Here is a 23,171-nt window from a genome sequence, read left to right on the forward strand (position 1 = left end):
CTCAAATCGGCCCGATCAGGCCTCGAAGAACCGGTTTTTCGGCCGGGGGAGGCCCAGATTCTCCCTCAAAGTAGCGCCTTCGTACTCTTTCCGGAAAATCCCGCGCCGCTGCAGCTCCGGGACGACCTTGTCGACGAAATCGTCGAGGCCTGCCGGCAGGAATGGGAACATGATGTTGAAGCCGTCGGAGCCGCGCCCGACCAGCCATTCCTCCATCTGGTCGGCGATGGTTTTCGCGGTGCCGACGAAGGACAGGCCGCCATAGCCGCCGACGCGCTGGGCGAGCTGGCGCACGGTGAGCTTGTCGCGCTTGGCGAGGTCGACCATGCGCTGGCGGCCGCTCTTGCTGGCGTTGGTCTCCGGGATATCAGGCAATTGCTCATCCGGATCGAAGCCGGAGGCATCGGTGCCGAGGATGACCGAGAGCGAGGCGATGGCGCTGTCGTAATGCACGCGGCTGTCGAGCAGAGCGCGCTTCTCCTTGGCCTCATCGACGCTGTCGCCGACCACGACGAAGGCGCCGGGCAGGATTTTCAGGTGCTCGGGATCGCGGCCGATCTTTTCCATGCGGCCCTTGATGTCGGCATAGAGCTTTTGCCCGTCGGCGAGGCTGCCGCCGCCGGTGAACACGGCTTCCGCGGTTTCGGCCGCGAGCTGCTTGCCGTCTTCCGATGCGCCGGCCTGCACGATCACCGGCCAGCCCTGCACGGGGCGGGCGATGTTGAGGGGGCCGCGCACCTTCAGATATTTGCCGTTGTGGTCGAGCACATGCATTTTCGAGGGATCGAAGAAAAGGCCGCTGTCGACGTCGCGCACGAAGGCGTCATCGGCGAAGGAGTCCCACAAGCCCGTGACGACGTCGTAGAATTCGCGGGCGCGCTTGTAGCGCTCGGCATGCTCCATGTGATCGTCGAGGCCGAAATTCAGCGCGGCATCCGGGTTCGAGGTGGTGACGATGTTCCAGCCCGCCCGCCCGCCGCTGAGATGGTCGAGCGAGGCGAAGCGGCGCGCCACATGATAGGGCTCGTCGAAGGTGGTCGATCCCGTGGCGATCAGGCCGATGCGCTCGGTGACGGCCGAGAGCGCCGACAGCAGCGTGAACGGCTCGAACGAGGTCACGGTGTGGCTGCGCTTGAGCGCGTTGACCGGCATGTTCAGCACGGCCAGATGATCGGCCATGAAGAAGGCGTCGAACTTGCCGGCCTCGAGCTTCCTGATCAGCTGCTTGATGTGGCCAAAGTTGAAATTGGCGTCGGGCCAGGCCCCGGGATAGCGCCAGGCGCCGGTGTGGATGCTGACCGGGCGCATGAACGCGCCAAGCTTGAGTTGCCGTTGTGCCATCGCGCCCAAAATCCCGTTCTGGTGTCGTTGGGGGAAGACATAGGCACGCCGGGGAACTCCGCCATTGGGGCAGACGGGAAGATTCTTTTGTTTTTCGGTGCCCGCTCAGCACAATCTCGTCATTCCGGGGCGCGCGTCGCGCGAGCCCGGAATGTCGCCTTAGCTCAAAATATCCTTCTGCATCTTGCCGCCGTAGAAATGGAAGAACGGCACTGGCGCGTCGTGGCGCAGCGGGCCGGTGGCAAGGCGGGTGTGGAGCTCGTTGAGCACATTCCGTGTCATGGGATGCAGATCGGCGAGCGGTTTTGAACCGAGCTCGACCCAGACCAGCTCGACCAGCTCCGCATCCGCATGGATCACGCCCTCGACATGGTGGGTGATCGCGGACGCATCCGCCGTGAAGAAGCGCGTATCGAAGCGCTTGACGCGGCCGGGCGGCGTGATCGCGCGGGCGATGAGGTACAGGCTGGAGGGATCGGGCAGGAGGCCTGCGTCCGCGAATGGCTTCCAGGGGCCTTCGAGCCTGGCCTTGCCCTCGCTCTTGCGCCCGAGGCAAAGACCGGTCTCCTCGCAGGCCTCGCGGATCGCGGCAATCGCCAGCGATTTTGCGCGCGAGGTCGGCGTCTTCGGGCTGCCCTTGGCGAGATTAGCTTCTAGCTCAGTCGTGATGGGGGCCGCGACCGGCACGCGATAATCGTCCTTGTCGACGCGGCCGCCGGGGAAGACGAACTTGCCGGGCATGAACACCACCTTGTCGTGGCGCTTGCCGACCAGGACCTTTGGAACGGCGCCGCTGCGATCGACCAGGATCAGTGTGGCTGCATCCCGGGGACGGAAGTAGGGATGGTGATCGGCTTCCTTCTCCTCGTGCACCTTGGCTTTCTCAGCCGTCTGCGCCGTATCCGTCATATCCTCACCCAAGCTGTTCTTGCTTATTTTGCTTATACAGGCGGAATACCATCCGGCGGGTTCTCGTCAAACCCGTGCATGCGCAGAGCCCATTGCAGGCCGACCACAGCTCCCTTGACCGGCTGCAACAGCCCGAGCGAGGCGAAGAAGGTGAAGGGCAGGTAGGTGGCAAAGCTGAACCAGACTGGCGTGGTGTAGTTGGTTTCGATCCAGAGGATCGTGGGCACCACGATGTGGCCGACGATGACGATCACGAGATAGGCAGGCAGATCGTCGGCGCGATGCGGCGTGAAATCGAGGCCGCATTTTGCGCAATTGTCCGCCGTCTTCAGGAAGGCGCGGAACAGTTTTCCCTGGCCGCAGCGCGGGCAGCGGCCGCGAAAGCCGCGCTTCATTGCCGCCCAGACATCGCGCTTCTCGACGAGGCCGGTCTCGCGTGTCCAGATTTTTGGGGCTGTGCTCATGGTCACCATGCCTTGCCCTTCTTGCCTTTGTTCTTTCCCTTGCCCTTCTTCGGTTTGCCGGATTTCGGCTTCGGCGGCTTGCTTTTTCTCTCCGGACTACGTCCCGGATGAGCCTTGAGCGACGGGCGGCGTTGCGGACCAGCTTGTCTGCGGTCGCGCGGCGCGGTCTCGCTGGATGACGACAGCAGCTCAAAACGAAGAGCGCCTGCGATGGGGGCTGCTTCGATCAGGCGAACGTCAACGACGTCACCGAGCTGGTACATGGTGCGGCTGCGCGTGCCGACCAGCGCGTGGCGGCCCTCGTCATAGTTGAAATATTCCGCGCCGAGGGACCGGATCGGGATCAATCCGTCGGCGCCAGTTTCAGCGAGTTTGACGAAGAGCCCGGCGCGCGTAACGCCGGAGACGCGACCCTGGAAACTCGCGCCGATGCGGTCGGCGAGGTGATGCGCGATCAGGCGGTCGACGGTCTCGCGCTCCGCCTTCATCGCGCGCCGCTCCGTCAGCGAAATATGCGCGGCGACCTCGCCGAGGCTCTCCGGCGTCTCGCTGTCGGGCAGGGCACCCTCGCCGAGCCCGAGCGCGCGGACCAGCGCGCGATGCACGACGAGGTCGGCATAGCGGCGGATCGGCGAAGTGAAATGCGCGTAGCGGCGCAAATTCAGCCCGAAATGACCGTAATTCTCGGACGAATATTCGGCCTGCGCCTGGGCGCGCAGCACCACCTCGCTGACCAGCGGGAAATGGTCGTGGCCTTCGAGCTGCGCCAGCACGCGGTTGAACAGAGCGGGGCGCAGCGCGCCGCCTTTCGCGAAGGGGACGTCGAGCGTCTCCAGGAATTCCGCGAGCGCGTGGACTTTTTCCAGCGTCGGCTCGTCGTGCACGCGGTAGATCAGCGGGAGCGACTTCTTCTCCAGCATCTCGGCTGCCGCGACGTTGGCGAGGATCATGAACTCCTCGATCAGCTTGTGCGCGTCGAGACGCTCAGGCACGACGACACGATCAACCGTGCCGTCGCTCTTCAGGAGGATCTTGCGCTCGGGCAGATCGAGATTGAGCGGATCGCGCTCGTCGCGCGCGCGCTTGACGCAGGCATAAGCGGCATAGAGCGGCTTCAGGATCGGATCGAGCAGGGGGCCGGTGGTGTCGTCCGGCCGCCCGTCGATCGCGGCCTGCGCCTGCGCGTAGTTCAGCTTCGCCGCCGAGCGCATCAGGATGCGATGGAATGAGTGCGAACGCTTGCGTCCGTCCGGGGCAATGATCATTCGCACCGCGAGCGCGCCGCGCGGCTCGCCCGGCACCAGCGAGCAGAGATTGTTGGAGATCCGCTCGGGCAGCATCGGCACGACGCGGTCGGGGAAATAGACCGAGTTGCCGCGGTCGAGCGCGTCACGGTCGAGCGCGGTGCCCGGACGGACGTAGAAGCTCACGTCGGCGATGGCGACGTCGACGATGAAGCCGCCCTTGTTGTTCGGATCGGGATCGGCTTGCGCATGCACCGCATCGTCGTGATCCTTGGCGTCCGGTGGATCGATGGTGACGAGCGGGACGTCGCGCCAGTCCTCTCGCCCTTTCAGGTTGGCGGGCTCCGCCGCTTCTGCTTCGCGCTCGGCGGGGGAAGAGAATTGCAGCGGGATGTCGTGGGCGTAGATCGCGATCAGGCTGATCGCCTTCTCCGACTTGACCGAACCGAGCTTCTCTTTCACCCGGCCTGACGCCAGACCAAAGCTGCGCGTGCGGACGATGTCGACGCTGACGAGGTCGCCGTCCTGCGCGCCGTTCGTGTCAGCCGCGGCGATGTTAAGCTCGCGGTCGGCGGACTTCTTGTCGACGGGAACGAGCCGTCCACCGCCTTCCGGCAGGCTGCGGAACACGCCGAGGATGCGGCTCTTGGCCCTGTCGAAGACCTTGATGATGTGGCCGCGATAGGCCGGGCCTTCGATCTCGTTGCTCGGCTCGACGCGCAGCAGCACGCGATCGCGGACGCCGGCAACAGTACCCGGCTTCGGCCGGCGCGGCATCTGGATGCGGATTTTCGGGGGCTCGCCGCCTTCGACCTCGTCCCATTCGGTTGGAGAAGCGATCAATTCGCCATCGGAGTCGCGGCCGGTGATGTCGGCGACCAGCGTCGGCGGCAGGCTGTCCGGCTCTGAGACCGTATGGCGCTTTTTCTTGATGGTGCCGTCGTCGGCGAGCTCGCGCAGCAGGCGCTTGAGCTCGATGCGATCGGCGTTCTTCAGGCCGAACTCGCGCGCGATGTCGCGGGTCCCGACCTTTCCTGGATGTGCCTTGATGAAGGCGACGATGGCGCTCCTGTCGGGAAAGCCATGGTCATTCTTGCGTTTCACTTAACCTCTTAAGTCGTGCCGGCACTTTTCTTGGCCGGAGCTTTGGCGGCGGACGCCTTGGTCGGCGACGTCTTGGCGGTCGACGACACGGCTGCGCGCGCCTTGCTGGTGGATTCGGATTTGGGCTTGGCCGCCTTCTTCGCGGCCGGTTTTTTCGTCTTTGGCACGGCCTCGTCGCCGGCCTTCACGGCAGCTTTCTTGGCCTTGGCCGGCTTCGCCGCCTTCTTCGGCTTCTTGCCACCGCCCTTGGCAGCGCGCTCGTCGATCAGCGCGATCGCCTGCGGCAGCGTGATGGCGTCTTTCTCGATGTCGCTCGGGATCGTCGCGTTGACGCCGCCAGCCGTGACATAGGCGCCGTAGCGGCCGCCCTTCACGGTGACGGTGCCGAGCGTCGGATGATCGCCGATCGCCTTGCCGGGGTCGGCGCCGAAGCGCCGGCTCGGGCCCTTCGCAACCTTCTCGGCAATCAGCGTCACCGCGCGATTGAGGCCGATGTCGAAGACCTCGTCGCCGGCCTCCAGGCTGGCATAGGTCTTCTCGTGCTTCACGAACGGCCCGAAGCGGCCGAGGCCCGCGGTGATCGGCTCACCGGTCTCCGGATGCTTGCCGATCTCGCGCGGCAGCGACAACAGTTTCAGCGCAAGCTCGAGCTCGACATCGCTCGGAGAGGTGCCCTTGGGAATCCCTGCGCGCTTCGGCTTCTCGCCTTCCTCATAATCCTTCTGCTCGCCGAGCTGGATATAGGGCCCGAAGCGGCCGGCCTTGACCCAGACATCGCGACCCGTATCAGGGTCCTGGCCGAGCGAACGGTCGGCGGTGGTCTCGCTGTCGGCGGCGAGCTGACGGGTGTAGCGGCACTCCGGATAGTTCGAGCAGCCGACGAAGGCGCCGAACTTGCCGGCCTTCAGATTGAGCCGGCCATTGCCGCAGCTCGGACACTGCCTGATGTCGCCGCCATCGGCGCGGGGCGGATAAATGTGCTGCCCCAGCATCTCGTCGAGCACGTCGAGCACCTGGGCGACACGCAGATCCTTGATCTCATCGACGGCGCCGATGAAGCCGGTCCAGAAATCCTTCAGCACCTGCTGCCAGGAGATCTCGTTGTTGGAGATGCGGTCAAGCTGCTCTTCGAGATTGGCGGTGAAGTCGTACTCGACGTAGCGGTTGAAGAAGCTCTCCAGGAACGCGACCACGACGCGGCCCTTGTCCTCGCCGTGCAGGCGCTTCTTCTCCAGCTTGACGTAGCCGCGGTCCTTCAACACCTGGAGGATCGAGGCATAGGTCGAGGGCCGGCCGATGCCGAGCTCTTCCATGCGCTTGACCAGCGAGGCCTCCGAGAAGCGCGGCGGCGGCTCGGTGAAATGCTGGGTGACGGCGAGCGACTTCCGCTTCAGTGCGTCGTTCGGGCTCATCGCGGGCAGGCGGCGGGAATCGTCGTCCTCCTCGTCGTCGCGGCCTTCCTGGTAAAGCGCGAGGAAGCCGTCGAACTTGACGACCTGGCCGGTCGCGCGCAGCTCCAGCGTGCGGGCACCTGCCTTCGCCGTGATGTCGACGGTGGTGCGCTCGAGCTCGGCCGATTCCATCTGGCTCGCGATGGTGCGCTTCCAGATCAGCTCATAGAGCCGCGCCTGGTCGGCATCGAGCTTGCGGCTCATGCTGTCGGGACGGCGGGACATGTCGGTCGGGCGGATCGCTTCGTGCGCTTCCTGGGCGTTCTTGGCCTTGGCCTGGTACTGGCGCGGGGCGTCCGGCACATAGGCGTTGCCGTAGTCCTCGCCGATCACCTTGCGCGCCTGCGTGATCGCGGACGGATCGATCTGCACGCCGTCGGTACGCATATAAGTAATGAGTCCGGTGGTCTCGCCGCCGATGTCGATGCCTTCATAAAGGCGCTGCGCGATCCGCATCGTATGCGCCGGCGCAAAACCGTATTTGCGGCTGGCTTCCTGCTGCAAGGTCGAGGTGGTGAAGGGCGCCTGCGGATTGCGGCGCGCGGGCTTTGCGTCGACCGCGGTCACGGCATAGGCAGCCGTTTCCAGCGCCTTCTTGAAGTCTTCGGCTTCCGCGCCGGTGCCGATGTCGAGGCGCTGGATCTTCTTGCCGTCGGCGCCGACAAGGCGCGCCTCGAAGGCATCGCCGCGCGGCGTCAGCAATGTCGCGATCAGCGACCAATATTCGCGGGCGACGAATTTCTCGATCTCGAGCTCGCGGTCGCAGACGAGCCGCAGCGCCACCGACTGCACGCGGCCGGCCGAGCGGGCGCCCGGCAGCTTGCGCCACAGCACGGGGGAGAGGGTGAAGCCGACCAGATAGTCGAGCGCGCGGCGGGCCATATAGGCATCGACCAGCGCGCCGTCGATCTGGCGCGGATGCTTCATCGCGTCCGTGACGGCCTGCTTGGTGATGGCGTTGAACACGACGCGCTCGATCTTCTGATCCTTCAGCGCCCGCTTCTCTTTCAACACCTCCAGCACGTGCCAGGAAATGGCTTCGCCCTCGCGATCAGGGTCGGTTGCCAGAATCAGGCGGTCAGCACCCTTCAGGGACTTGGCAATGTCGTTGAGCCGGCCGGCCGCCTTGGGATCGATCTCCCAGATCATCTTGAAATTGGCGTCGGGATCGACGGAACCGTTCTTCGCCGGCAAGTCCCGGACATGGCCGAACGAGGCCAGAACCTCATAGGACGAGCCCAAATACTTGTTGATCGTCTTGGCTTTCGCCGGCGACTCCACAATGACGATATTCATGTAGTTCCAGTAACTTACGGGGAAATTCTAGGCCTGAGTCGACAAGATTCGGTTCGGCCGTTTCGTCCCGAACATGGGTGGTGAGGCCTCCGCTGTCAAATCGAAGGGTGTTGAAAGCCTGCGAGATGGGAAAAGTTTCATATCGAGAAAGTTGCGAAATACCACCTTGGAGTTGTGGCCGATGTCGGCGTAATGTTCCCGCGGGGCATGGATTCGGGTGGGGCTGGTGGCAAGGCCGGGTAAGAAACGGGCGCGCGCCGCAAGAGGCGCGCGGGGAGGCTCGCGCAACGAGGAACCGGGGGAGGGCGGCGTCGATGAAGCCGTGGCCTTCATCGCCGAGCAGGTGGGCGCATTGCGCAAGCTCGCCGAGCGCCACAAGCTCGACGTGCTGCATTATCTCTTGGGCATGACCAAGCTAGAGGCTGACGAGCACCTTCGGCTGCGGAGCAAGCGTAAGCTGTCGTGAGGGATCCGTCATCCTGAGGCGCGAGTGGCACGATGCGAAGCATCACGCAGGGAGCCTCGAAGGATGAACGGCCGCGATGCAGCCGGGCCGTCGCCCTTCGAGGCTCGCCGAAGAGGCGAGCACCTCAGGGTGACGGTGCTAGATTTGAGCGCGCTGCTTCAACGATCGTCATTGCGAGTTGGGACCAGCATTGAGGGGCTGACGCGCGCTGGATGAAACTTTTCGGGGGTGGAGAGAGGCGGTAGATTGGGGCGCCGTCGGCAAAGAGGTCGATTACTCTCTGGTGCGTGAGAGCCCGGTTGCGAGTTGGACCCGGGTTGCCTGGATGACCCACACTGGCGCGGAGGGGCAACATGGCCCTGGAGCACGCTTCCTAGCATTCTTTTCTGACAGGCGCCTATGCCGCCGGCGCGAACTGTTGAGGAGAGCAGCATGGATATTCTGTACGAGCGGGTGGCTGGCCTGGATGTGCACAAGGACACGGTCGTGGCCTGTGTGCGGATCATGGTCGACGGCAAGGCGCAGCGGGAGTGCCGGACCTTTGCAGCCGCGACTGAACAGCTTGGGGAGCTGCGAAGGTGGCTGGAAGAAAGCCGGTGCACGCATGTGGCGATGGAGGCGACGGGCGTCTACTGGATGCCAGTGTTCCGAATCCTGGGCGAAGGCGCCTTTGAACTGATCGTCGCCAATGCCGCGCACATCAAGAATGTGCCGGGACGCAAGACCGACATGAACGATGCGATGTGGATCGCCGATCTGTTGGCCTGCGGGCTGATCAAGGGCAGCTTCATTCCGGAGGAGGAGGTTCAGGAGTTGCGCGCGCTGACGCGGACGCGCAAGCAGCTGGTTCGCGAGCAGACGCGGCACGTGCAGCGGATCGAGAAGACGCTGGCAGAAGCCAACATCAAGCTTGGCTCAGTGATCTCCGACATCATGGGCGCGAGCGGCCGGCGGATCATCCAGGCGATGATTGAGGGCGTGCGGCAGCCCAACAAGCTGGCCGAGCTAGCCGGCAAGCAGATCAAGGCCTCGCCGAAGGAGCTCTACGACGCGTTGCACGGGCGGCTGACGGATCACCACCGCTTTCTGCTCGCGCTTCATCTGCAGCAGCGGGATGGCCTGGATGAGACGATTCGCAAGCTTGATGTCGAAATCGCTCAGCGGATCGAGTGCATGGAAGCGGAGGTCAACGGTGGCAAGATCCCCTTTCGCCACTTGATCGGATTGTTGACCACCATTCCCGGGGTCAGCGCGGTGGCGGCGCCGGCCATTCTGTCCGAGATCGGCGCCGACATGAGCCGCTTCCAGACCGCTGGCCATCTCGTCGCCTGGACCGGACTGTGTCCCGGACAGAACGAGAGCGCCGGCAAGCGCAAGTCCTCGCGCCTGCGCAAGGGCGCGCCGTGGCTCAAGACGATGCTCATTCAATGTGCCTGGGCTGCCAAGCGCACAAAGAACAGCTACTACCGGGCGCAGTTCTTCCGCTTGCAGGCCAAGCGCGGGCCGCAAAAGGCTATCTGCGCCGTCGCTGCCTCGATCCTCACCGCAATCTACCACATCCTCAAAGACGGCACGGAGCACCGCGACCTCGGCGCTGCTTACTTCGACCGCCGGCCCACGGAGGTCCAAGCAAGCCGCCTCGTCGCGCGCCTCAAAAAGCTGGGCTTCACCGTCCAACTCCAGCCCATCGCGGAGGCCGCCTGACGCTAAACCATCAGCCGTTTCTTCCTAGCGGAGCGAAGCAATCCAGAATCCCTCCGCGGTGAGACTCTGGATTGCTTCGTTCCGCTCGCAATGACAGTGCGGCGACAGTTTCGTCCTATCAAGCCGATCGCCGCCGCGGCGCTGGCCGGGGCTTCAGCGTGATATCGGCCAGACTGAGCAACCGTCCATCCTCGGCGTGCAGCTCGAGCTTCTTTACCGGGCGGCCTTTCGCGAGATCGACCATGATGGTGTCGATCTCCTCGGGCGTGTCGTCGAACTCCTCGCTCCATTGCCGCAGCGCGACCAGGATTGGGAAGAGGCCGCGTCCTTTCGGCGTCAGCACATATTCCTGGTAGGCGCTGCCGTCGGAGGCGGGGACCATCGCCAGAATGCCGTGGTCGAGCATCGATCGCAGCCGGGCCGACAAAATGTTCTTAGCCATCCCGAGCTTGCTCTGAAACTCGCCGAAGCGGCAAAGGCCGAGCATCGCTTCGCGGATGATCAGGAGTGTCCACCAGTCGCCGATCGCCTCCAGCGACCGCGCGACCGGGCAACCGTCGCCCTCAAAACTCGTTCGTTTCACCATTGTCCTGGTCCTGTCGTGTTCGCCCGATCCTGGCACCGATCACGCCCTTGTGTGGTTGCATTATAAAACCAACTGCCCTAAATGGCAACTGAGTTTCATTATGCAACCACTGGAGGCGAGCATGAGGTTGAAGAACAAGACGGCACTGATTACCGGCGGCAACAGCGGCATTGGACTGGCGACGGCCAAGGTATTCGTGGCCGAGGGCGCCAAGGTGATCGTCACCGGGCGCAACAAGGAGACGCTGGAGGCCGCCGCGAAGGAGCTCGGTCCGAACGCACTCGCGCTTGCTGCCGACGCCACGGAGATCGCCGCGACCGAGGCTGCGATCAAGCAGGGCGCCGAAAAGTTCGGCAAGCTCGACATCGTGTTTGCCAATGCCGGCATTCCCGGCAGCACGCCGCTCGGGTCGGCGACGCTCGAGACCTTCGAGAAGGTGATCAGCACCAATCTCACCGGCGTGTTCTTCACGGTTCAATCTGCGCTGCCTTATCTCAACGACAACGCCTCGATCATCCTCAACGGCTCGGTGATCTCCGTGCTCGGCATTCCCGGTTACTCGGCCTATGGCGCGGCGAAGGCCGGCGTGCGCGCGATGGCGCGGATCATGGCCTCGGAACTGTCGCCGCGCGGCATTCGCGTCAACGTGGTCGCGCCGGGTGCGATCCGCACGCCGATCTGGGGCGCGGCGATCGCAACACCGGAGGCGGAGAAGGCGTTCGAGAAGCGCATCGGGCTGTCGACGCCGCTCGGGCGCATTGGTGAACCAGATCACATCTCGAAGACGGTGCTGTTCCTTGCGTCGGACGATGCCGCGCACATCCAGGGCCAGGAGATCTTCGTCGATGGCGGCGCAGTGGCCTCGCCGAGCGGCGCGCCGATCTATCGCGGTTGATCGAATCACGCCCAAATTGAATCCATCCGGTGCGGCACGCAAGTTGCGCCGGATGGTTCCATCGTCTTGCGAGGCGTATTTTCTGAACCTTTGCGTGAAGCATTGAACCTTCGCTGGCGCTGCAAAGACACTCTTACGCGTAGGGGGTCATAAGACTCATTTTTAAGGGAGCCCGTGATGCCAAAGGCAGCCCGCATTTATTCTCCGATTTCAGCACCGCGTATTTACACCGAACGTTCCTCAGTTCCCTCCAAACGCTCCGACACGTCGGAGTTCATCGGGGTCGCCATCTTTTCCGGCATCGGCCTGCTCATTTCGCTCGCTGCCGTGATCCTCGGCGTGCAGGGCTCCTGGTTTTAGTCTGGTCGATCTGTCAGCCGCCGCCGGAGTTCGGCAGCGGCTGTTTCGGCATGCGCCTTACGCCGCACGCAAGCTGGTGGCGGCCTGAAGCGCGCCGGCTAGCGCTTTCTCGCGATGATCCGGCCCGACCTTGATGCCGTCGGCGAGGATGAACTCGGGATGGGTGATGCCGATGAAGCCGAACACCCAGCGCAGGTAGGTTTCGAGATGTTCGCCGAGCGCGGCAGGCGTATCGGCGCCGTAATAGCCGCCGCGTGAGATCGCCACGATCAGGCGCTTGTCGCCGGCAAGACCCTGCGGCCCGTTCGCGCCGTACTTGAAGGTCTTCCCCGCCACGAGGATGCGGTCGATCCAGGCCTTGAGCTGGCTCGGGATGGTGAAGTTGTACATCGGCGCGCCGATCACGACGATGTCGGCATCGAGGAACTCGTTCAGAACGGCCGCGCTCGCCGCGAGATCGGGTGCGAGTTCCGCGGGCGCAGGCGCGCCCTGGGCTGCCGCAAGATGCGAGCCGGTGAGGTGAGCAAGCGGAGTCTGGGTCAGGTCGCGATAGACGAGGTCGAGCGAGGGCGTGGCCTGCCGCAGCCGGTCGACGACGGCGGCGGAAACCTGCCTGGAGACGGAGTGGGGGCCGAGCACGCTGGAGTCGATATGGAGGAGTTTCATTTGGGTCACCCGTGGTATAGATTTGTAACCCGCACTACATGAGTGACTGTGGAATTCCCCGCAAGAACGCACTTTTTTGAGCCATGGGCACATCTTTGAGACCTGCGCACACCGATTTGCCTGCACCGCGGGTGCCGGACCCCGACCATCCCGACTGCCGTGGCGTGGCCTCGATCCTGTCGCGCGTCGGCGACAAATGGAGCGTGTTCGTCATCATGATGCTGAGCGACGGGCCCAAGCGCTTCAACGAGCTGAAGCGCATGATCAATGGCATCTCGCAGCGGATGCTGACGCTGACCTTGCGCGGGCTCGAGCGCGACGGCCTCGTCACGCGCACCATCTTCCCGACCATTCCGCCGCGCGTCGATTACGAGCTGACCGATCTCGGCCGCGGGCTCCAGCAGCCGGTGAAGGCGCTGGGCGAATGGGCGATCGCGCATCAGGAGCAGATCGCGGCGGCACGCACGCGCTTCGACGAGCGCAACGGCTCTTAAAGCAGCGACACCAGTCCGCCGCCGTGGCGTTCGAGCCGGCCGGCGAGCTCGAGTTCCAGCAGCACCGTGCGCACGATCGCGGGTGAGGCGCCGGACATCCGCACGAGATCGTCGATCGAGATGGGGACGGGGCCGAGCAGGCCGGTGATTTGGTCGCGGTCATGCCCCTGCGGATCGCCCTCGAACGGCTCGCTGTCGAGCTCACCTGCGGGATGCATCTGCGGTCGCTGCATGATCGGCGCGACGGCGTTGATGATGTCGGCGGCTTCGGTGACCAGCGTTGCGCCCTGCTTGATCAGATCGTTGGTGCCGGCGGCGCGCGGATCGAGCGGCGAGCCGGGGACCGCGAACACCTCGCGGCCCTGTTCGGCGGCCATGCGCGCGGTGATCAGCGAGCCCGAGCGGTGCGCGGCCTCCACCACGACCACGCCGAGCGCGGCGCCCGAGATCAGCCGGTTGCGGCGGGGAAAATCGCGGGCGCGCGGGTCGTGGCCGAGCGGCATTTCGGAGATCGCCGCGCCCGAATGATCGAGGATCGCGGCGAGCAGGTCGCCATGCTCGGGCGGATAGATGCAATCATGCCCGCCGGCGAGCACCGCGATCGTGCCGCTCTCGACGCTCGCGCGATGTGCGGCCTGGTCGACCCCGCGGGCAAGCCCCGAGATGATGATGAAGCCGGCTTCGCCAAGCTCGCGCGCGAGCTGGCCGGCGAATTTTAGCCCAGCGCCGGAAGCGTTGCGCGAGCCGACGATCGCGATCATCGGACGCATCAGCGTCGCGTTGTCGCCGCGCACGGCGAGCAGCGGTGGCGCATCGTCGAGCGTCGCGAGCCGTGCCGGGTAGCCGTCCTCGCCGGGCGCGAGCCAGGCGATGCCGAACTTGCGGCTTGCGGCGAGCTCACCTTTCGCTTCATCCACACTACAAATCCGCCCCGATCGCGACGCACCGCCGCGGCGTGCCAGATCCGGCAGCCGCTCTAGCGCGGCACGCGCGGTGCCGAAGTGATCGACCAGCGAACGGAAGGTACGCGGCCCGACATTGTCGGAGCGGATCAGCCGCAGCCGGTCGACCCTGTCAGCCTCGGTCAGCTCTGCGTTTCGGTGGATGGCGTCCACGGCATCTCCTTGTGGGGCCAGCATGGAACAACCTGAGGGCGTGAGCAACAGGGGCGTGCGCTTGCGCGGCCTCGTCGCGATGCTAAAAGCGATCCCAATAAGAAGGATTTTGCCATGATCTCACTCGCCGACCTCCAGCGCCGCATTGAAGCGGGGGAGCTTTCGCCCGATGACGCCATCGCCCAGTCGCATGCGGCGATCGAAGCCAAAGAGAAGGACGTCCGCGCCTTCGTTCGTCACGACAAGTCGGCAAAGGCGCAGGCCTCCGGCCCGCTGCGGGGTATTGCGGTCGGCATCAAGGACATCATCGACACCGCCAATCTGCCGACCGAGATGGGTTCGGAGATCTATCGCGGCTGGCAGCCGCGCTCGGACGCGCCTGTGGTGATGATGCTGAAGCGGGCAGGTGCCACCATCATCGGCAAGACCACGACCACGGCGTTCGCCTCGCGCGATCCGACGCCGACGCTCAATCCGCACAATGTCGGCCATACGCCGGGCGGCTCGTCCTCGGGCTCGGCGGCGGCTGTCGGCGCCGGCATGATCCCGCTTGCGCTGGGCACGCAGACTGGCGGCTCGGTGATCCGCCCCGCGGCTTATTGCGGTGCTGCTGCGATAAAACCGTCGTTCCGGATGCTGCCGACGGTGGGCGTGAAATGCTACTCGTGGGCGCTGGACACAGTCGGCCTGTTCGGATCGCGCGCGGAAGATCTCGCGCGCGGCCTGTTGGCGATGACCGGCCGCACCGAATTCTCCGGCATTGTCGCGGCGAAGGCGCCGCGTATCGGCGTGGTCCGGCAGGAGTTCGCCGAGGCCGTGGAGCCGGCGGCTGAGGAGGGCTTGCAGGTTGCCATCAAGGCGGCCGAGAAGGCCGGCGCCAGCGTGCAGACCATCGATCTGCCCGAGGCAGTGCAGGAGGCCTGGCGCATCCATCCGATCATCCAGGATTTTGAGGCGCATCGCGCGCTCGCCTGGGAATTTGACGCGCGCCACGACGAGATCGCGCCGATGCTGCGCGCCAGCCTCGATGAGACCGTCGGACTGACGCCGCAGGAATATGACGACGCTCGCCGGATCGCCCGCCGCGGACGTCGCGAGCTTGGCGAGCTGTTCGAAGGTTTCGACGTGCTGCTCACCTATTCGGCGCCGGGTACTGCGCCGGCCAAGGAGCTCGCCTCGACCGGCTCGCCCCGCTACAACCGGCTGTGGACGCTGATGGGCAACCCTTGCGTCAACGTGCCGGTGATGAAGATCGGTGGCCTCCCGATCGGCGTGCAGGTGATCGCACGCTTCGGCAACGATCCGGGCGCATTGGCGGCGGCGTGGTTTTTGGAAAACGCGCTGGCCAAATCAGGCTAGCGCGGGCTCGGCCACGGGCAGGGTGCGTTGGGGCTCGGCGCCATCAGCGCCTTGCCCGAGCCAGCGCTCGGCGGCTGCGCGGCCGCTTCGGTGCAACAGGCGAATGAAGCCGCGGCCGAGATCGGCCGACGAGCGCTGCGCCAGACCCTCGATCGAGTCTTCTGCCGCGATTTTTGTAAGCCGCAGCGCGGGTGCTGCGTGCGACTGCGCCCATGCGATCGCCGCGATCTCGGCCTTGAGCGCGGCATTGGCGGCGATCTGGTCGAGGCGGCGGTCGATCGCGGCGAGCGTGATCGGCACATAGCTGTCGCGCGTGGGCGTGACCTGGACCAGCAGCAGGTCGGCGGTTGCCGATTCCTTCGCCAGTTTGATCAGCGGCGGATTGCCGCCAAAGCCGCCGTCCCAATAGGCCTCGCCGTCGATCTCGACGGCACAGTGAACCAGCGGCGGGCAGGTCGAGGCCAGCGCGACGTCGGCAGTGATCGCGTCGTTGTCAAAAATCTGCTGCTGCCCGTCGCGGATTCGCGTCGCCGCGATCAAAAGCTTTGGGCATTTGGCATCGCGCAAGGCCGCAAAATTGATGTCGCGCGACAGCGCCAGGCGCAGCGGATCGAGATCGAACGGATCGAACTGGCCGGAGCGCAGCGCCGGCCCGAACGCGACCGAGCTTCCCGGCGGGGAGAAGCCGCCGATCAGCATCAACGAGCGGAACGAGGCCTCGTGCATCAGCCGGACCCAGAATCGGTTCAGCCGGCTGCGCGCGCCTTCGCGGCCGCCTTCGGCAAGGCCGCCGGCGAGCAGCAGCGCGTTGATGGCGCCGGCGCTGGCGCCGCTGATCGTATCGAACTCAATGGACGGCTCTTCGAGCAGCCGTTCCAGCACGCCCCAGGTGAAGGCGGCAAAAGTCCCGCCGCCCTGAAGCGCCAGTGAAAGCTTTCGCGGCGGCCATGGTTCGGCGCGGGCCTGTACGGGCGCAGCAGGCGAGGCGGTGGTTACGACCTCGACCGGCGGCCGAACTTGCGCGATGGGATCAGGCTGCGATGCAGGCGGGGGAACGGCGACAGGCTTTGGCGCAGGCGATGGGGGCGGTGGGGGCGGATCGGACCAGATGTTGGTCGACGAGAGCAGCCGGCTTGCCGCGGTGCCCTGCGAGCCGCGTTCATCATGCGTGCCGTCAATCTTCTCGCTCATTCTGAGCTACCGCGTAACGCCATGTCTTCTTTCAGGATGACAGGCATGGGAACCGTTCGCCACACCCTGCCGTGTGTCGGATCGGAGTTGCGAACAGGATTTGGCAGATAATGCGGAGACCCTGCGGCGGTATCCGTACTTTTTCCGGCTTTACGCTTTCTCGCCGATCCGGCTTTCCTTGCCCGCTCGCAAGCGCTTGATGTTCTCGCGATGCGCGTAGAACAGCATCAGCGTCAGCACCACGGCCAGCGAGGCTAGTTTGGGGTCGCTGAACCACCACAGGAACAGCGGCGTAATGAAGGCTGCGACCAGCGCAGACAGGGAGGAGTAGCGGGTGGTAAAAGCGGTTGCGAGCCAGAGCAGGCAGAACACCAGCGCTGCGGCGGGCAACAGGCCGAGCAGGATTCCAATATAGACGGCGACGCCTTTGCCGCCCTTGAATTTGAGCCAGACCGGGAAGAGGTGGCCCAGAAAGGCACCGAACCCGGCCAGCATTGCAGCGTCCAGTCCAGCGATGTGAAACGCGATCAAGACCGCTGCAGTGCCCTTGAGCGCGTCGAGCAGCAGGGTGCCCGCGGCAAGGCTCTTGCGCCCTGTGCGCAGCACGTTGGTGGCGCCGATGCTGCCGGAACCGATCGAGCGGATATCCTGCGTGCCGGCGAGCCTGGTCAGCACCAGCCCGAACGGAATCGAGCCGAGCAAATAGCCGATGACGAAGGCGACCGGCAGGAATGCATCAAGCCCCATCGTGTCTCCATGGCTGACATAGCCAGCGCCCATTAGACATGCTCGTAAACCGTTCGTCCGCCGACGATGGTCCTGATAGCGCGGCCTGTAAAGCGGGCTTCGTCGAACGGGGTGTTCTTGCAGGGCGATTTGAGGTCGGCGGGGTCGACCACCCAGGGCACATCGGGGTCGATCACGACGACGTCGGCTGGGCTGCCGACGCGCAGGGTTCCGCCCGGCAGGCCGAGCAGTTCGGCCGGCCGCGTCGACATCGCCCGGATCAGCGTCTTGAGGTCGAGCTCGTCATTGTGCACCAGCCGCAGGCCCGCTGGCAGCATGGTCTCGAGGCCAATGGCGCCTGGGGCCGCTTCTGCAAACGGCAGGCGCTTCATCTCGACGTCGTGCGGATTGTGATCGGACATGATGACGTCGACGAGGCCGGAGGCCACGGCCTCCACCAGCGCACGGCGATCGTCCTCGGTGCGCAGCGGCGGCGACAGTTTCAGGAAGGAACGGTAGGGGCCGATGTCGTTCTCGTTCAGCGCAAGATGGTTGATCGAAACCGAGGCGCTGACGGCGAGGCCGGCGTCGCGGGCGCGCTTCAAGATCTCGAGCGACTCGATGCAGGACAGCGAAGCGGCGTGATAGCGGCCGCCGGTCAGCGCGACCAGGCGCATGTCGCGCTCGAGGATCACGGCCTCGGCGGCCTTCGGGATGCCCATCAGGCCGAGGCGCGAGGCGAACTCGCCTTCGTTCATCACGCCTTCGCCGACGAGATCGGGGTCCTCGGTGTGATGCACGATCAGCGCGCCGAAATCGCGGGCGTAGGTCAGCGCGCGGCGCATCACCTGCGCATTGGTCACGCTGCGGTCGCCGTCGCTGAAGGCCACGGCGCCGGCGGCCTTGAGCAGGCCGAACTCGGTCATCTCCTCGCCGCGCATGCCCTTGGTCAGCGCCGCCATCGGCTGGATGTTGACGATCGCGGTATCGCGCGCGCGCCGCATCACGAAATCGACGGTCGCCGAGTTGTCGATCACCGGAGAGGTGTCGGGCTGGCAGATGATAGTGGTGATGCCGCCGGTCGCGGCCGCCTGGCTCGCGGAGGCAAAGGTCTCGCGATGGCTGAAGCCGGGCTCGCCGACGAAGGCGCGCATGTCGATCAGGCCGGGCGCGACGATCTTGCCGGAGCAATTGACGACGTCGGTTCCCTCGGGGACGCCGGCCGCACCGATGCCGCGGCGGGTCTCGCGGATGATGCCGTCGGCAATCAGGACGTCGCCAGGGCCGTCGAAATCCCTGCTGGGATCGACGACGCGGGCGTTGGCGAGCAGGATGGGGCGGCGGTCAATCAGCATGAGCATCACGCGTTCGGCAGGTTACGGGCGAGCGCTTCCAGCACCGCCATGCGCACGGCCACGCCCATCTCCACTTGTTCGCGGATCAGGGACTGAGCGCCGTCGGCGACCGCGGTGTCGATCTCGACGCCGCGGTTCATCGGGCCGGGGTGCATCACCAGTGCGTCGGGCTTGGCGTAGGCGAGCTTCTTCTGGTCGAGCCCGAAATAGTGGAAATATTCGGAGGTCGACGGCACGAAGGAGCCGTTCATCCGCTCGCGCTGCAGCCGCAGCATCATGACGATATCCGCGCCGTTGAGCCCCTCGCGCATGTCGCGCGCGACCTCGACGCCCATCCGCTCGATGCCGGGCGGCAGCAGCGTGGAGGGGCCGACGACGCGGACCCGGGCGCCCATGGCGTTGAGCAGGATGATGTTGGAGCGGGCCACGCGCGAATGCAGCACGTCGCCGCAGATCGCCACCACGAGCCCCTCGATCCGGCCCTTGTTGCGGCGGATGGTGAGCGCGTCGAGCAGCGCCTGGGTCGGATGCTCATGCGCGCCGTCGCCGGCATTGATCACGGAACCGTCAACCTTGCGGGCCAGCAGTTCCACCGCGCCGGAGGCGTGATGGCGCACTACCAATATATCCGGATGCATGGCGTTCAGCGTCATCGCGGTATCGACCAGCGTCTCGCCCTTCTTGATGGACGAGGAGGACACCGACATGTTCATGACGTCGGCGCCGAGGCGTTTCCCGGCGAGCTCGAACGAAGACTGGGTCCGGGTCGAGGCTTCGAAGAAGAGGTTTACTTGCGTCCGTCCACGCAGGACGGTGCGCTTCTTGTCAACCTGGCGGTTGAGCTCGACATATTCTTCGGACAGGTCGAGGAGGCCGCTGATGTCGGCCGCGGAAAGGCCCTCGATGCCCAGCAAATGCCGGTGGCCGAGGACGAAGGTCGATTTCGATGTCATTAAAGCGAGAGCTATAGGCGCGGATGGCGGGGGGAGCAAGGGCCAATGCCGGGGTGGGGACTTATCCCCTGATCTGTCTCCCGCTCAGTCATTCCGGGATGGCGCGCGAGCGCCAGACCCGGAATCTCGAGATTTCGATGCTTCGCATCGTCCCGGAATGACGCTGACGGACAAGGAAGCATCATGAAATCAATTCTTGCTGCATTTGTATCAATCATCGCCATTTCATCAGCCCAGGCCCAATCGCTCCCCGGCGGCTTCGTCTATTTGCGCGACGTCGACCCCACCATCATCCAGGACATCCGCTACGCGACGCCGAACAATTTCGTCGGCCGTCCGCTCGCCGGCTACGGCGCCGGCGAATGCGTGGTGAAGCGGGAGGTGGGGCTGCGGCTCAAGGCGGTCCAGCAGGATCTGGCGGCACAGAACCTGTCGCTGAAAATGTTCGACTGCTACCGGCCGGCGCGCGCCTCGCTCGACATGGTAAAGTGGTCGCAGAACGGCCACGAGACCGCCGCCGATCGGCGCTACAATCCGCGAATCCCCAAGACCGAGCTGTTCCGCCTCGGCTATATCGCGAGCCGCTCGCAGCATTCCACGGGGGCGGCGCTCGACCTCACGCTGGTCGATCTCAAGGCTGACAATTCCGCCAGGATCGATCCGTCAAAATCCTACGCCGACTGCACGGCGCCGGTCGAGGCGCGGCTGCCGGAAGGCAGCGTCGACATGGGGACCGGCTATGATTGCACCGATGCGAAAGGGCATACCGCTGTAACGTCGATCAATCCGGATCAGCGCGCCTGGCGCAAGGGGCTGGTGACTGCGATGGCGAAGCAAGGCTTTGTGAACTATTCGAAGGAGTGGTGGCATTTTTCCCTGCCGGGGGCGGGCGGGGCGGCCTATGATTTCCCGATCCAACCGCGGACGAGGTAGAGTTAAATTGAGGTGGAAGCAGCCGCGAGTCGGATTACCTCTCCCAAGGGGAGAGGTGGCACCGTCCGTGCCGAGACAGATGTGATCGGAAGCGCATATGACCCAGCCGAGCTTCGCGACCCACGAGGTCTTCAACCAGTCGCCGCCATTCGAGGACATCGACCTGTTTGCCGTGGATCGGCCGCTGGTCGACGCCGTGAAAGCCAATGGCGGCGCTGCGGCGGAGCGGGAGCTCTCCCAGTTCGGCAAGCATTGGGGTTCGGCCGCAATGGCCGATCGCGGGCGCGCGGCGAACGAGAATACGCCGAAACTTCGTAGCTTCGACGCCAAGGGCAATCGCCGCGACCAGGTCGAGTTTCATCCCGCCTATCACGAGCTGATGGCGCACAGCGCGCATGCCGGCGTGCACAATTCGACATGGACTGCGGATGGCAAGCCTGCAGGCGATGCTGCTGAAGTCATTCGCGCTGCAAAGTTCTACATGGCGTCGCAGGTCGAGACCGGGCATCTCTGCCCGATCACGATGACACGGGCCTCCGTCGCGGCGCTGGCGATGCAGCCGGACCTGCTCGCGCGCGTGATGCCGGTGCTGTCGACGAAGAGCTACGATCCCAGCTTCGCGCCGTGGTGGGACAAGCGCGGCATGACGCTCGGCATGGGCATGACCGAGAAGCAGGGCGGCACCGACGTGCGCGCCAACATGACGCGCGCGGTGCGCGACGGCAGCTCCTACCGCATCACCGGCCACAAATGGTTCATGTCGGCGCCGATGTGCGATGCGTTCCTCGTGCTGGCGCAGGCCGAGGCAGGGCCGACCTGCTTCTTCATGCCGCGCTTCGCGCCGGATGGATCGGTCAACGCCATCCAGTTCCAGCGACTGAAGGACAAGCTTGGCAACCGCTCCAATGCATCCTCCGAGGTCGAATTCGCAGGCGCCTACGCGGAAGCCGTGGGCGAGGAGGGCAAGGGCATCCGCACCATCATCCAGATGGTGCAGCTGACGCGGCAGGATTGCGCGATTGCGTCGGTCGGCCTGATGCGCTCAGGCCTCGCGCATGCGCTGCATCACGCCCGTCACCGCAGCGTATTTCAAAAGCATCTCGCCGATCAGCCCTTGATGCAGGCCGTGCTGTCCGACATGGCGCTGCATGTCGAGGCGAGCACAGCGCTGGTGATGCGGCTCTGCCGCGCCTTCGACCGTACGCCCCACGAACCGGCGGAGGCCGCCTCCATGCGGCTTTTGACGCCGGCGATCAAATACTGGACCTGCAAGAGTGCGCCGAGCTTCCTCTACGAGGCGATGGAGTGTCTCGGCGGCAACGGTTATGTCGAGGATGGCATTTTGGCACGCCATTATCGGGAGGCGCCGGTCAACGCGATCTGGGAAGGTTCTGGCAATGTGATGTGCCTCGACGTGCTCCGCGCGCTTTCGCGCGAGCCGGATGCGGCGATGGCGGTGCTGCAATCGCTTGCGGCCGAGACGAAAGATCTGCCTGGGGCGGGCGAGGCGGTCGCATTCATCGGAAAAACCTTCCGCCGCGCCGATGGCGAGCGCGTCGCGCGGCTCGCGGTCGAGAAACTGGCGCTGCTGGCCGCCGCAGCCGCACTCAACGGCGTCTCGTCCCACCACGCTAAATTGTTCGCCGCCACGCGCCTTGCCGCCAATCACGCCAGCATGTATGGCGCGGTCGAGATCGAGGGCGGCGACGTGCGTGGCCTGCTGGAGCGGGCGCTGCCGTGAGCCTGCCAACCGAAAGCCTCCTGATGGATTCCCTCAATCCCGATCATCCGCCGCTGATCGTTAGGCCTGCGCCGTTGCTGCGCGTCTGGAAGTTCTGGGGCACGGCGCTGTGGGGCCTGCTCGTCTTCGTCGCGATGTTCGTCGGCCAGGTCGGGGCGATCCTGCTGCTGGTGGCGATGCGCGGGCTGCCGCTCGACATGGCCTCGATCCAGTCTGTCGGCCGCGAGCCGCAGGCGCTGGCGCTGTCGGTCATCATGGGCCTACCCGCGACGCTCGCGGCGGTGTGGTTCGCCATCCGCATCAAGAAGGCCTCCTTCGTCGATTACCTCGCGTTGCGCTGGCCGACCTGGAGGCAATTTTTACTCGGCGCCGCCGGGCTTATCGTGACCGTGATGGCCTGGGAGGTGGTGTCGCGATCCCTCGGGCGCGAGGCCACGCCGGGCTTCATGACCGATCTCTTGAAATCCGGCCGCGACAAAGGCGCAGCGTTGCTCCTCCTGTTCGCCTTCAGCGTGGCGGCGCCGATGTCGGAAGAGGTGCTCGCGCGCGGCTTCCTCCTCCGCGGCTGGTCGGCGAGCTTCCTGCGCGTGCCCGGCGCCATCATCCTGTCGTCCCTGGTGTGGACGGCGGTGCATCTGCAATACGATTTGTACTTCCTCGCCGAGGTCTTCTCCATCGGCCTCTGGTTCGGCTACATGCGCCACCGCGCCAACTCGCTCTGGCTCACCATCGTGCTGCATGCGCTGAACAACATGACCGCGGTGGTGCTGACGATGTGGCTGGGTGGCTAGAGCGTTTTCGAGCGAAGTGGATACCGG

General features: G+C 65.1%; 21 protein-coding genes. 9 read left to right on the plus strand and 12 right to left on the minus strand.

Features of this window, described 5'->3' with window-relative positions; translation table 11 throughout:
* Positions 1 to 15: 15 nt before the first annotated feature.
* The 5 genes from JJC00_RS17805 to topA form a co-directional block, all read right to left on the minus strand.
* A complete protein-coding gene (locus tag JJC00_RS17805; protein ID WP_200473777.1) occupies positions 16 to 1,341 on the minus strand; it encodes an LLM class flavin-dependent oxidoreductase in 1,326 nt (441 codons plus the stop codon).
* A gap of 159 nt (positions 1,342 to 1,500) precedes the next feature.
* Positions 1,501 to 2,250, minus strand: a complete 750-nt coding sequence (locus JJC00_RS17810; protein ID WP_200473778.1) for an NUDIX hydrolase — start codon at positions 2,248 to 2,250, stop codon at positions 1,501 to 1,503.
* Between the two features lie 32 nt (positions 2,251 to 2,282).
* Positions 2,283 to 2,723 carry a DUF983 domain-containing protein gene (locus JJC00_RS17815; RefSeq protein ID WP_200473779.1) on the minus strand — a complete coding sequence of 147 codons (441 nt, stop codon included), beginning with the start codon at positions 2,721 to 2,723 and terminating at the stop codon, positions 2,283 to 2,285.
* Complete coding sequence (gene rnr / locus JJC00_RS17820; protein WP_200473780.1) at positions 2,717 to 5,062, minus strand: ribonuclease R; 2,346 nt, start codon at positions 5,060 to 5,062, stop codon at positions 2,717 to 2,719. Before rnr ends, JJC00_RS17815 begins: the two co-directional genes overlap by 7 nt.
* Positions 5,063 to 5,070: 8 nt before the next feature.
* A complete protein-coding gene (topA, locus tag JJC00_RS17825; protein ID WP_200473781.1) occupies positions 5,071 to 7,809 on the minus strand; it encodes a type I DNA topoisomerase in 2,739 nt (912 codons plus the stop codon).
* Positions 7,810 to 8,035: 226 nt separating this feature from the next.
* Here topA and JJC00_RS17830 point away from each other — a divergent pair, with 226 nt between their 5' ends.
* Positions 8,036 to 8,275: a hypothetical protein gene (locus JJC00_RS17830; protein ID WP_200473782.1), complete on the plus strand. Its 240-nt coding sequence runs from the start codon at positions 8,036 to 8,038 to the stop codon at positions 8,273 to 8,275.
* Between the two features lie 432 nt (positions 8,276 to 8,707).
* Positions 8,708 to 9,979 (plus strand): IS110 family transposase, encoded by a 1,272-nt coding sequence (locus JJC00_RS17835; RefSeq protein WP_200473943.1) that lies wholly within the window; start codon positions 8,708 to 8,710, stop codon positions 9,977 to 9,979.
* A 118-nt stretch (positions 9,980 to 10,097) separates the two neighbouring features.
* Here JJC00_RS17835 and JJC00_RS17840 read toward each other — a convergent pair whose 3' ends face one another.
* A complete protein-coding gene (locus JJC00_RS17840; protein WP_200473783.1) occupies positions 10,098 to 10,565 on the minus strand; it encodes a winged helix-turn-helix transcriptional regulator in 468 nt (155 codons plus the stop codon).
* Positions 10,566 to 10,686: 121 nt separating this feature from the next.
* Between JJC00_RS17840 and JJC00_RS17845 the strand changes: the two genes are divergently transcribed.
* Positions 10,687 to 11,460, plus strand: coding sequence for a glucose 1-dehydrogenase (locus tag JJC00_RS17845; protein ID WP_200473784.1), 774 nt, complete (start codon positions 10,687 to 10,689; stop codon positions 11,458 to 11,460).
* A gap of 177 nt (positions 11,461 to 11,637) precedes the next feature.
* Positions 11,638 to 11,820 carry a hypothetical protein gene (locus tag JJC00_RS17850; RefSeq protein ID WP_200473785.1) on the plus strand — a complete coding sequence of 61 codons (183 nt, stop codon included), beginning with the start codon at positions 11,638 to 11,640 and terminating at the stop codon, positions 11,818 to 11,820.
* Positions 11,821 to 11,877: 57 nt separating this feature from the next.
* Here JJC00_RS17850 and JJC00_RS17855 read toward each other — a convergent pair whose 3' ends face one another.
* The gene (locus JJC00_RS17855; protein ID WP_200473786.1) at positions 11,878 to 12,486 is read right to left on the minus strand and encodes an FMN-dependent NADH-azoreductase; all 609 of its coding nucleotides are present in this window, start codon (positions 12,484 to 12,486) and stop codon (positions 11,878 to 11,880) included.
* Between the two features lie 83 nt (positions 12,487 to 12,569).
* On the opposite strand from JJC00_RS17855, the gene JJC00_RS17860 reads away from it, so the two are divergent.
* Positions 12,570 to 12,980 carry a winged helix-turn-helix transcriptional regulator gene (locus JJC00_RS17860; protein WP_200473787.1) on the plus strand — a complete coding sequence of 137 codons (411 nt, stop codon included), beginning with the start codon at positions 12,570 to 12,572 and terminating at the stop codon, positions 12,978 to 12,980.
* Here JJC00_RS17860 and dprA read toward each other — a convergent pair.
* Entirely contained in the window at positions 12,977 to 14,119 is a 1,143-nt protein-coding gene (gene dprA / locus JJC00_RS17865; protein ID WP_200473788.1) for a DNA-processing protein DprA, read from the minus strand. The genes JJC00_RS17860 and dprA overlap by 4 nt on opposite strands.
* 90 nt (positions 14,120 to 14,209) lie before the next feature.
* On the opposite strand from dprA, the gene JJC00_RS17870 reads away from it, so the two are divergent.
* Positions 14,210 to 15,454 carry an amidase gene (locus JJC00_RS17870; RefSeq protein ID WP_200473789.1) on the plus strand — a complete coding sequence of 415 codons (1,245 nt, stop codon included), beginning with the start codon at positions 14,210 to 14,212 and terminating at the stop codon, positions 15,452 to 15,454.
* Here the strand turns inward: JJC00_RS17870 and JJC00_RS17875 are convergent.
* From JJC00_RS17875 to JJC00_RS17890, 4 genes are all read right to left on the minus strand, one after another.
* Positions 15,446 to 16,645 (minus strand): patatin-like phospholipase family protein, encoded by a 1,200-nt coding sequence (locus JJC00_RS17875; RefSeq protein WP_200473790.1) that lies wholly within the window; start codon positions 16,643 to 16,645, stop codon positions 15,446 to 15,448. The genes JJC00_RS17870 and JJC00_RS17875 overlap by 9 nt on opposite strands.
* 150 nt (positions 16,646 to 16,795) lie before the next feature.
* On the minus strand, positions 16,796 to 17,392 hold the full coding sequence (plsY, locus tag JJC00_RS17880; protein ID WP_200473791.1) for a glycerol-3-phosphate 1-O-acyltransferase PlsY: 597 nt from the start codon (positions 17,390 to 17,392) through the stop codon (positions 16,796 to 16,798).
* 32 nt (positions 17,393 to 17,424) lie between these two features.
* Entirely contained in the window at positions 17,425 to 18,726 is a 1,302-nt protein-coding gene (locus tag JJC00_RS17885) for a dihydroorotase (RefSeq protein ID WP_200474149.1), read from the minus strand.
* 5 nt (positions 18,727 to 18,731) lie between these two features.
* Positions 18,732 to 19,679 carry an aspartate carbamoyltransferase catalytic subunit gene (locus tag JJC00_RS17890; RefSeq protein WP_148754911.1) on the minus strand — a complete coding sequence of 316 codons (948 nt, stop codon included), beginning with the start codon at positions 19,677 to 19,679 and terminating at the stop codon, positions 18,732 to 18,734.
* Positions 19,680 to 19,862: 183 nt separating this feature from the next.
* On the opposite strand from JJC00_RS17890, the gene JJC00_RS17895 reads away from it, so the two are divergent.
* The 3 genes from JJC00_RS17895 to JJC00_RS17905 all read left to right on the plus strand — a co-directional run bounded on the left by JJC00_RS17895 (position 19,863) and on the right by JJC00_RS17905 (position 23,144).
* Positions 19,863 to 20,612 carry a M15 family metallopeptidase gene (locus tag JJC00_RS17895; RefSeq protein ID WP_200473792.1) on the plus strand — a complete coding sequence of 250 codons (750 nt, stop codon included), beginning with the start codon at positions 19,863 to 19,865 and terminating at the stop codon, positions 20,610 to 20,612.
* A 97-nt stretch (positions 20,613 to 20,709) separates the two neighbouring features.
* On the plus strand, positions 20,710 to 22,353 hold the full coding sequence (locus JJC00_RS17900) for an acyl-CoA dehydrogenase family protein (protein ID WP_200473793.1): 1,644 nt from the start codon (positions 20,710 to 20,712) through the stop codon (positions 22,351 to 22,353).
* A 23-nt stretch (positions 22,354 to 22,376) separates the two neighbouring features.
* On the plus strand, positions 22,377 to 23,144 hold the full coding sequence (locus JJC00_RS17905) for a CPBP family intramembrane glutamic endopeptidase (RefSeq protein ID WP_200474150.1): 768 nt from the start codon (positions 22,377 to 22,379) through the stop codon (positions 23,142 to 23,144).
* Positions 23,145 to 23,171 lie beyond the last annotated feature (27 nt).

Source organism: Bradyrhizobium diazoefficiens, assembly GCF_016616885.1.
Lineage (GTDB): Bacteria > Pseudomonadota > Alphaproteobacteria > Rhizobiales > Xanthobacteraceae > Bradyrhizobium > Bradyrhizobium diazoefficiens_F.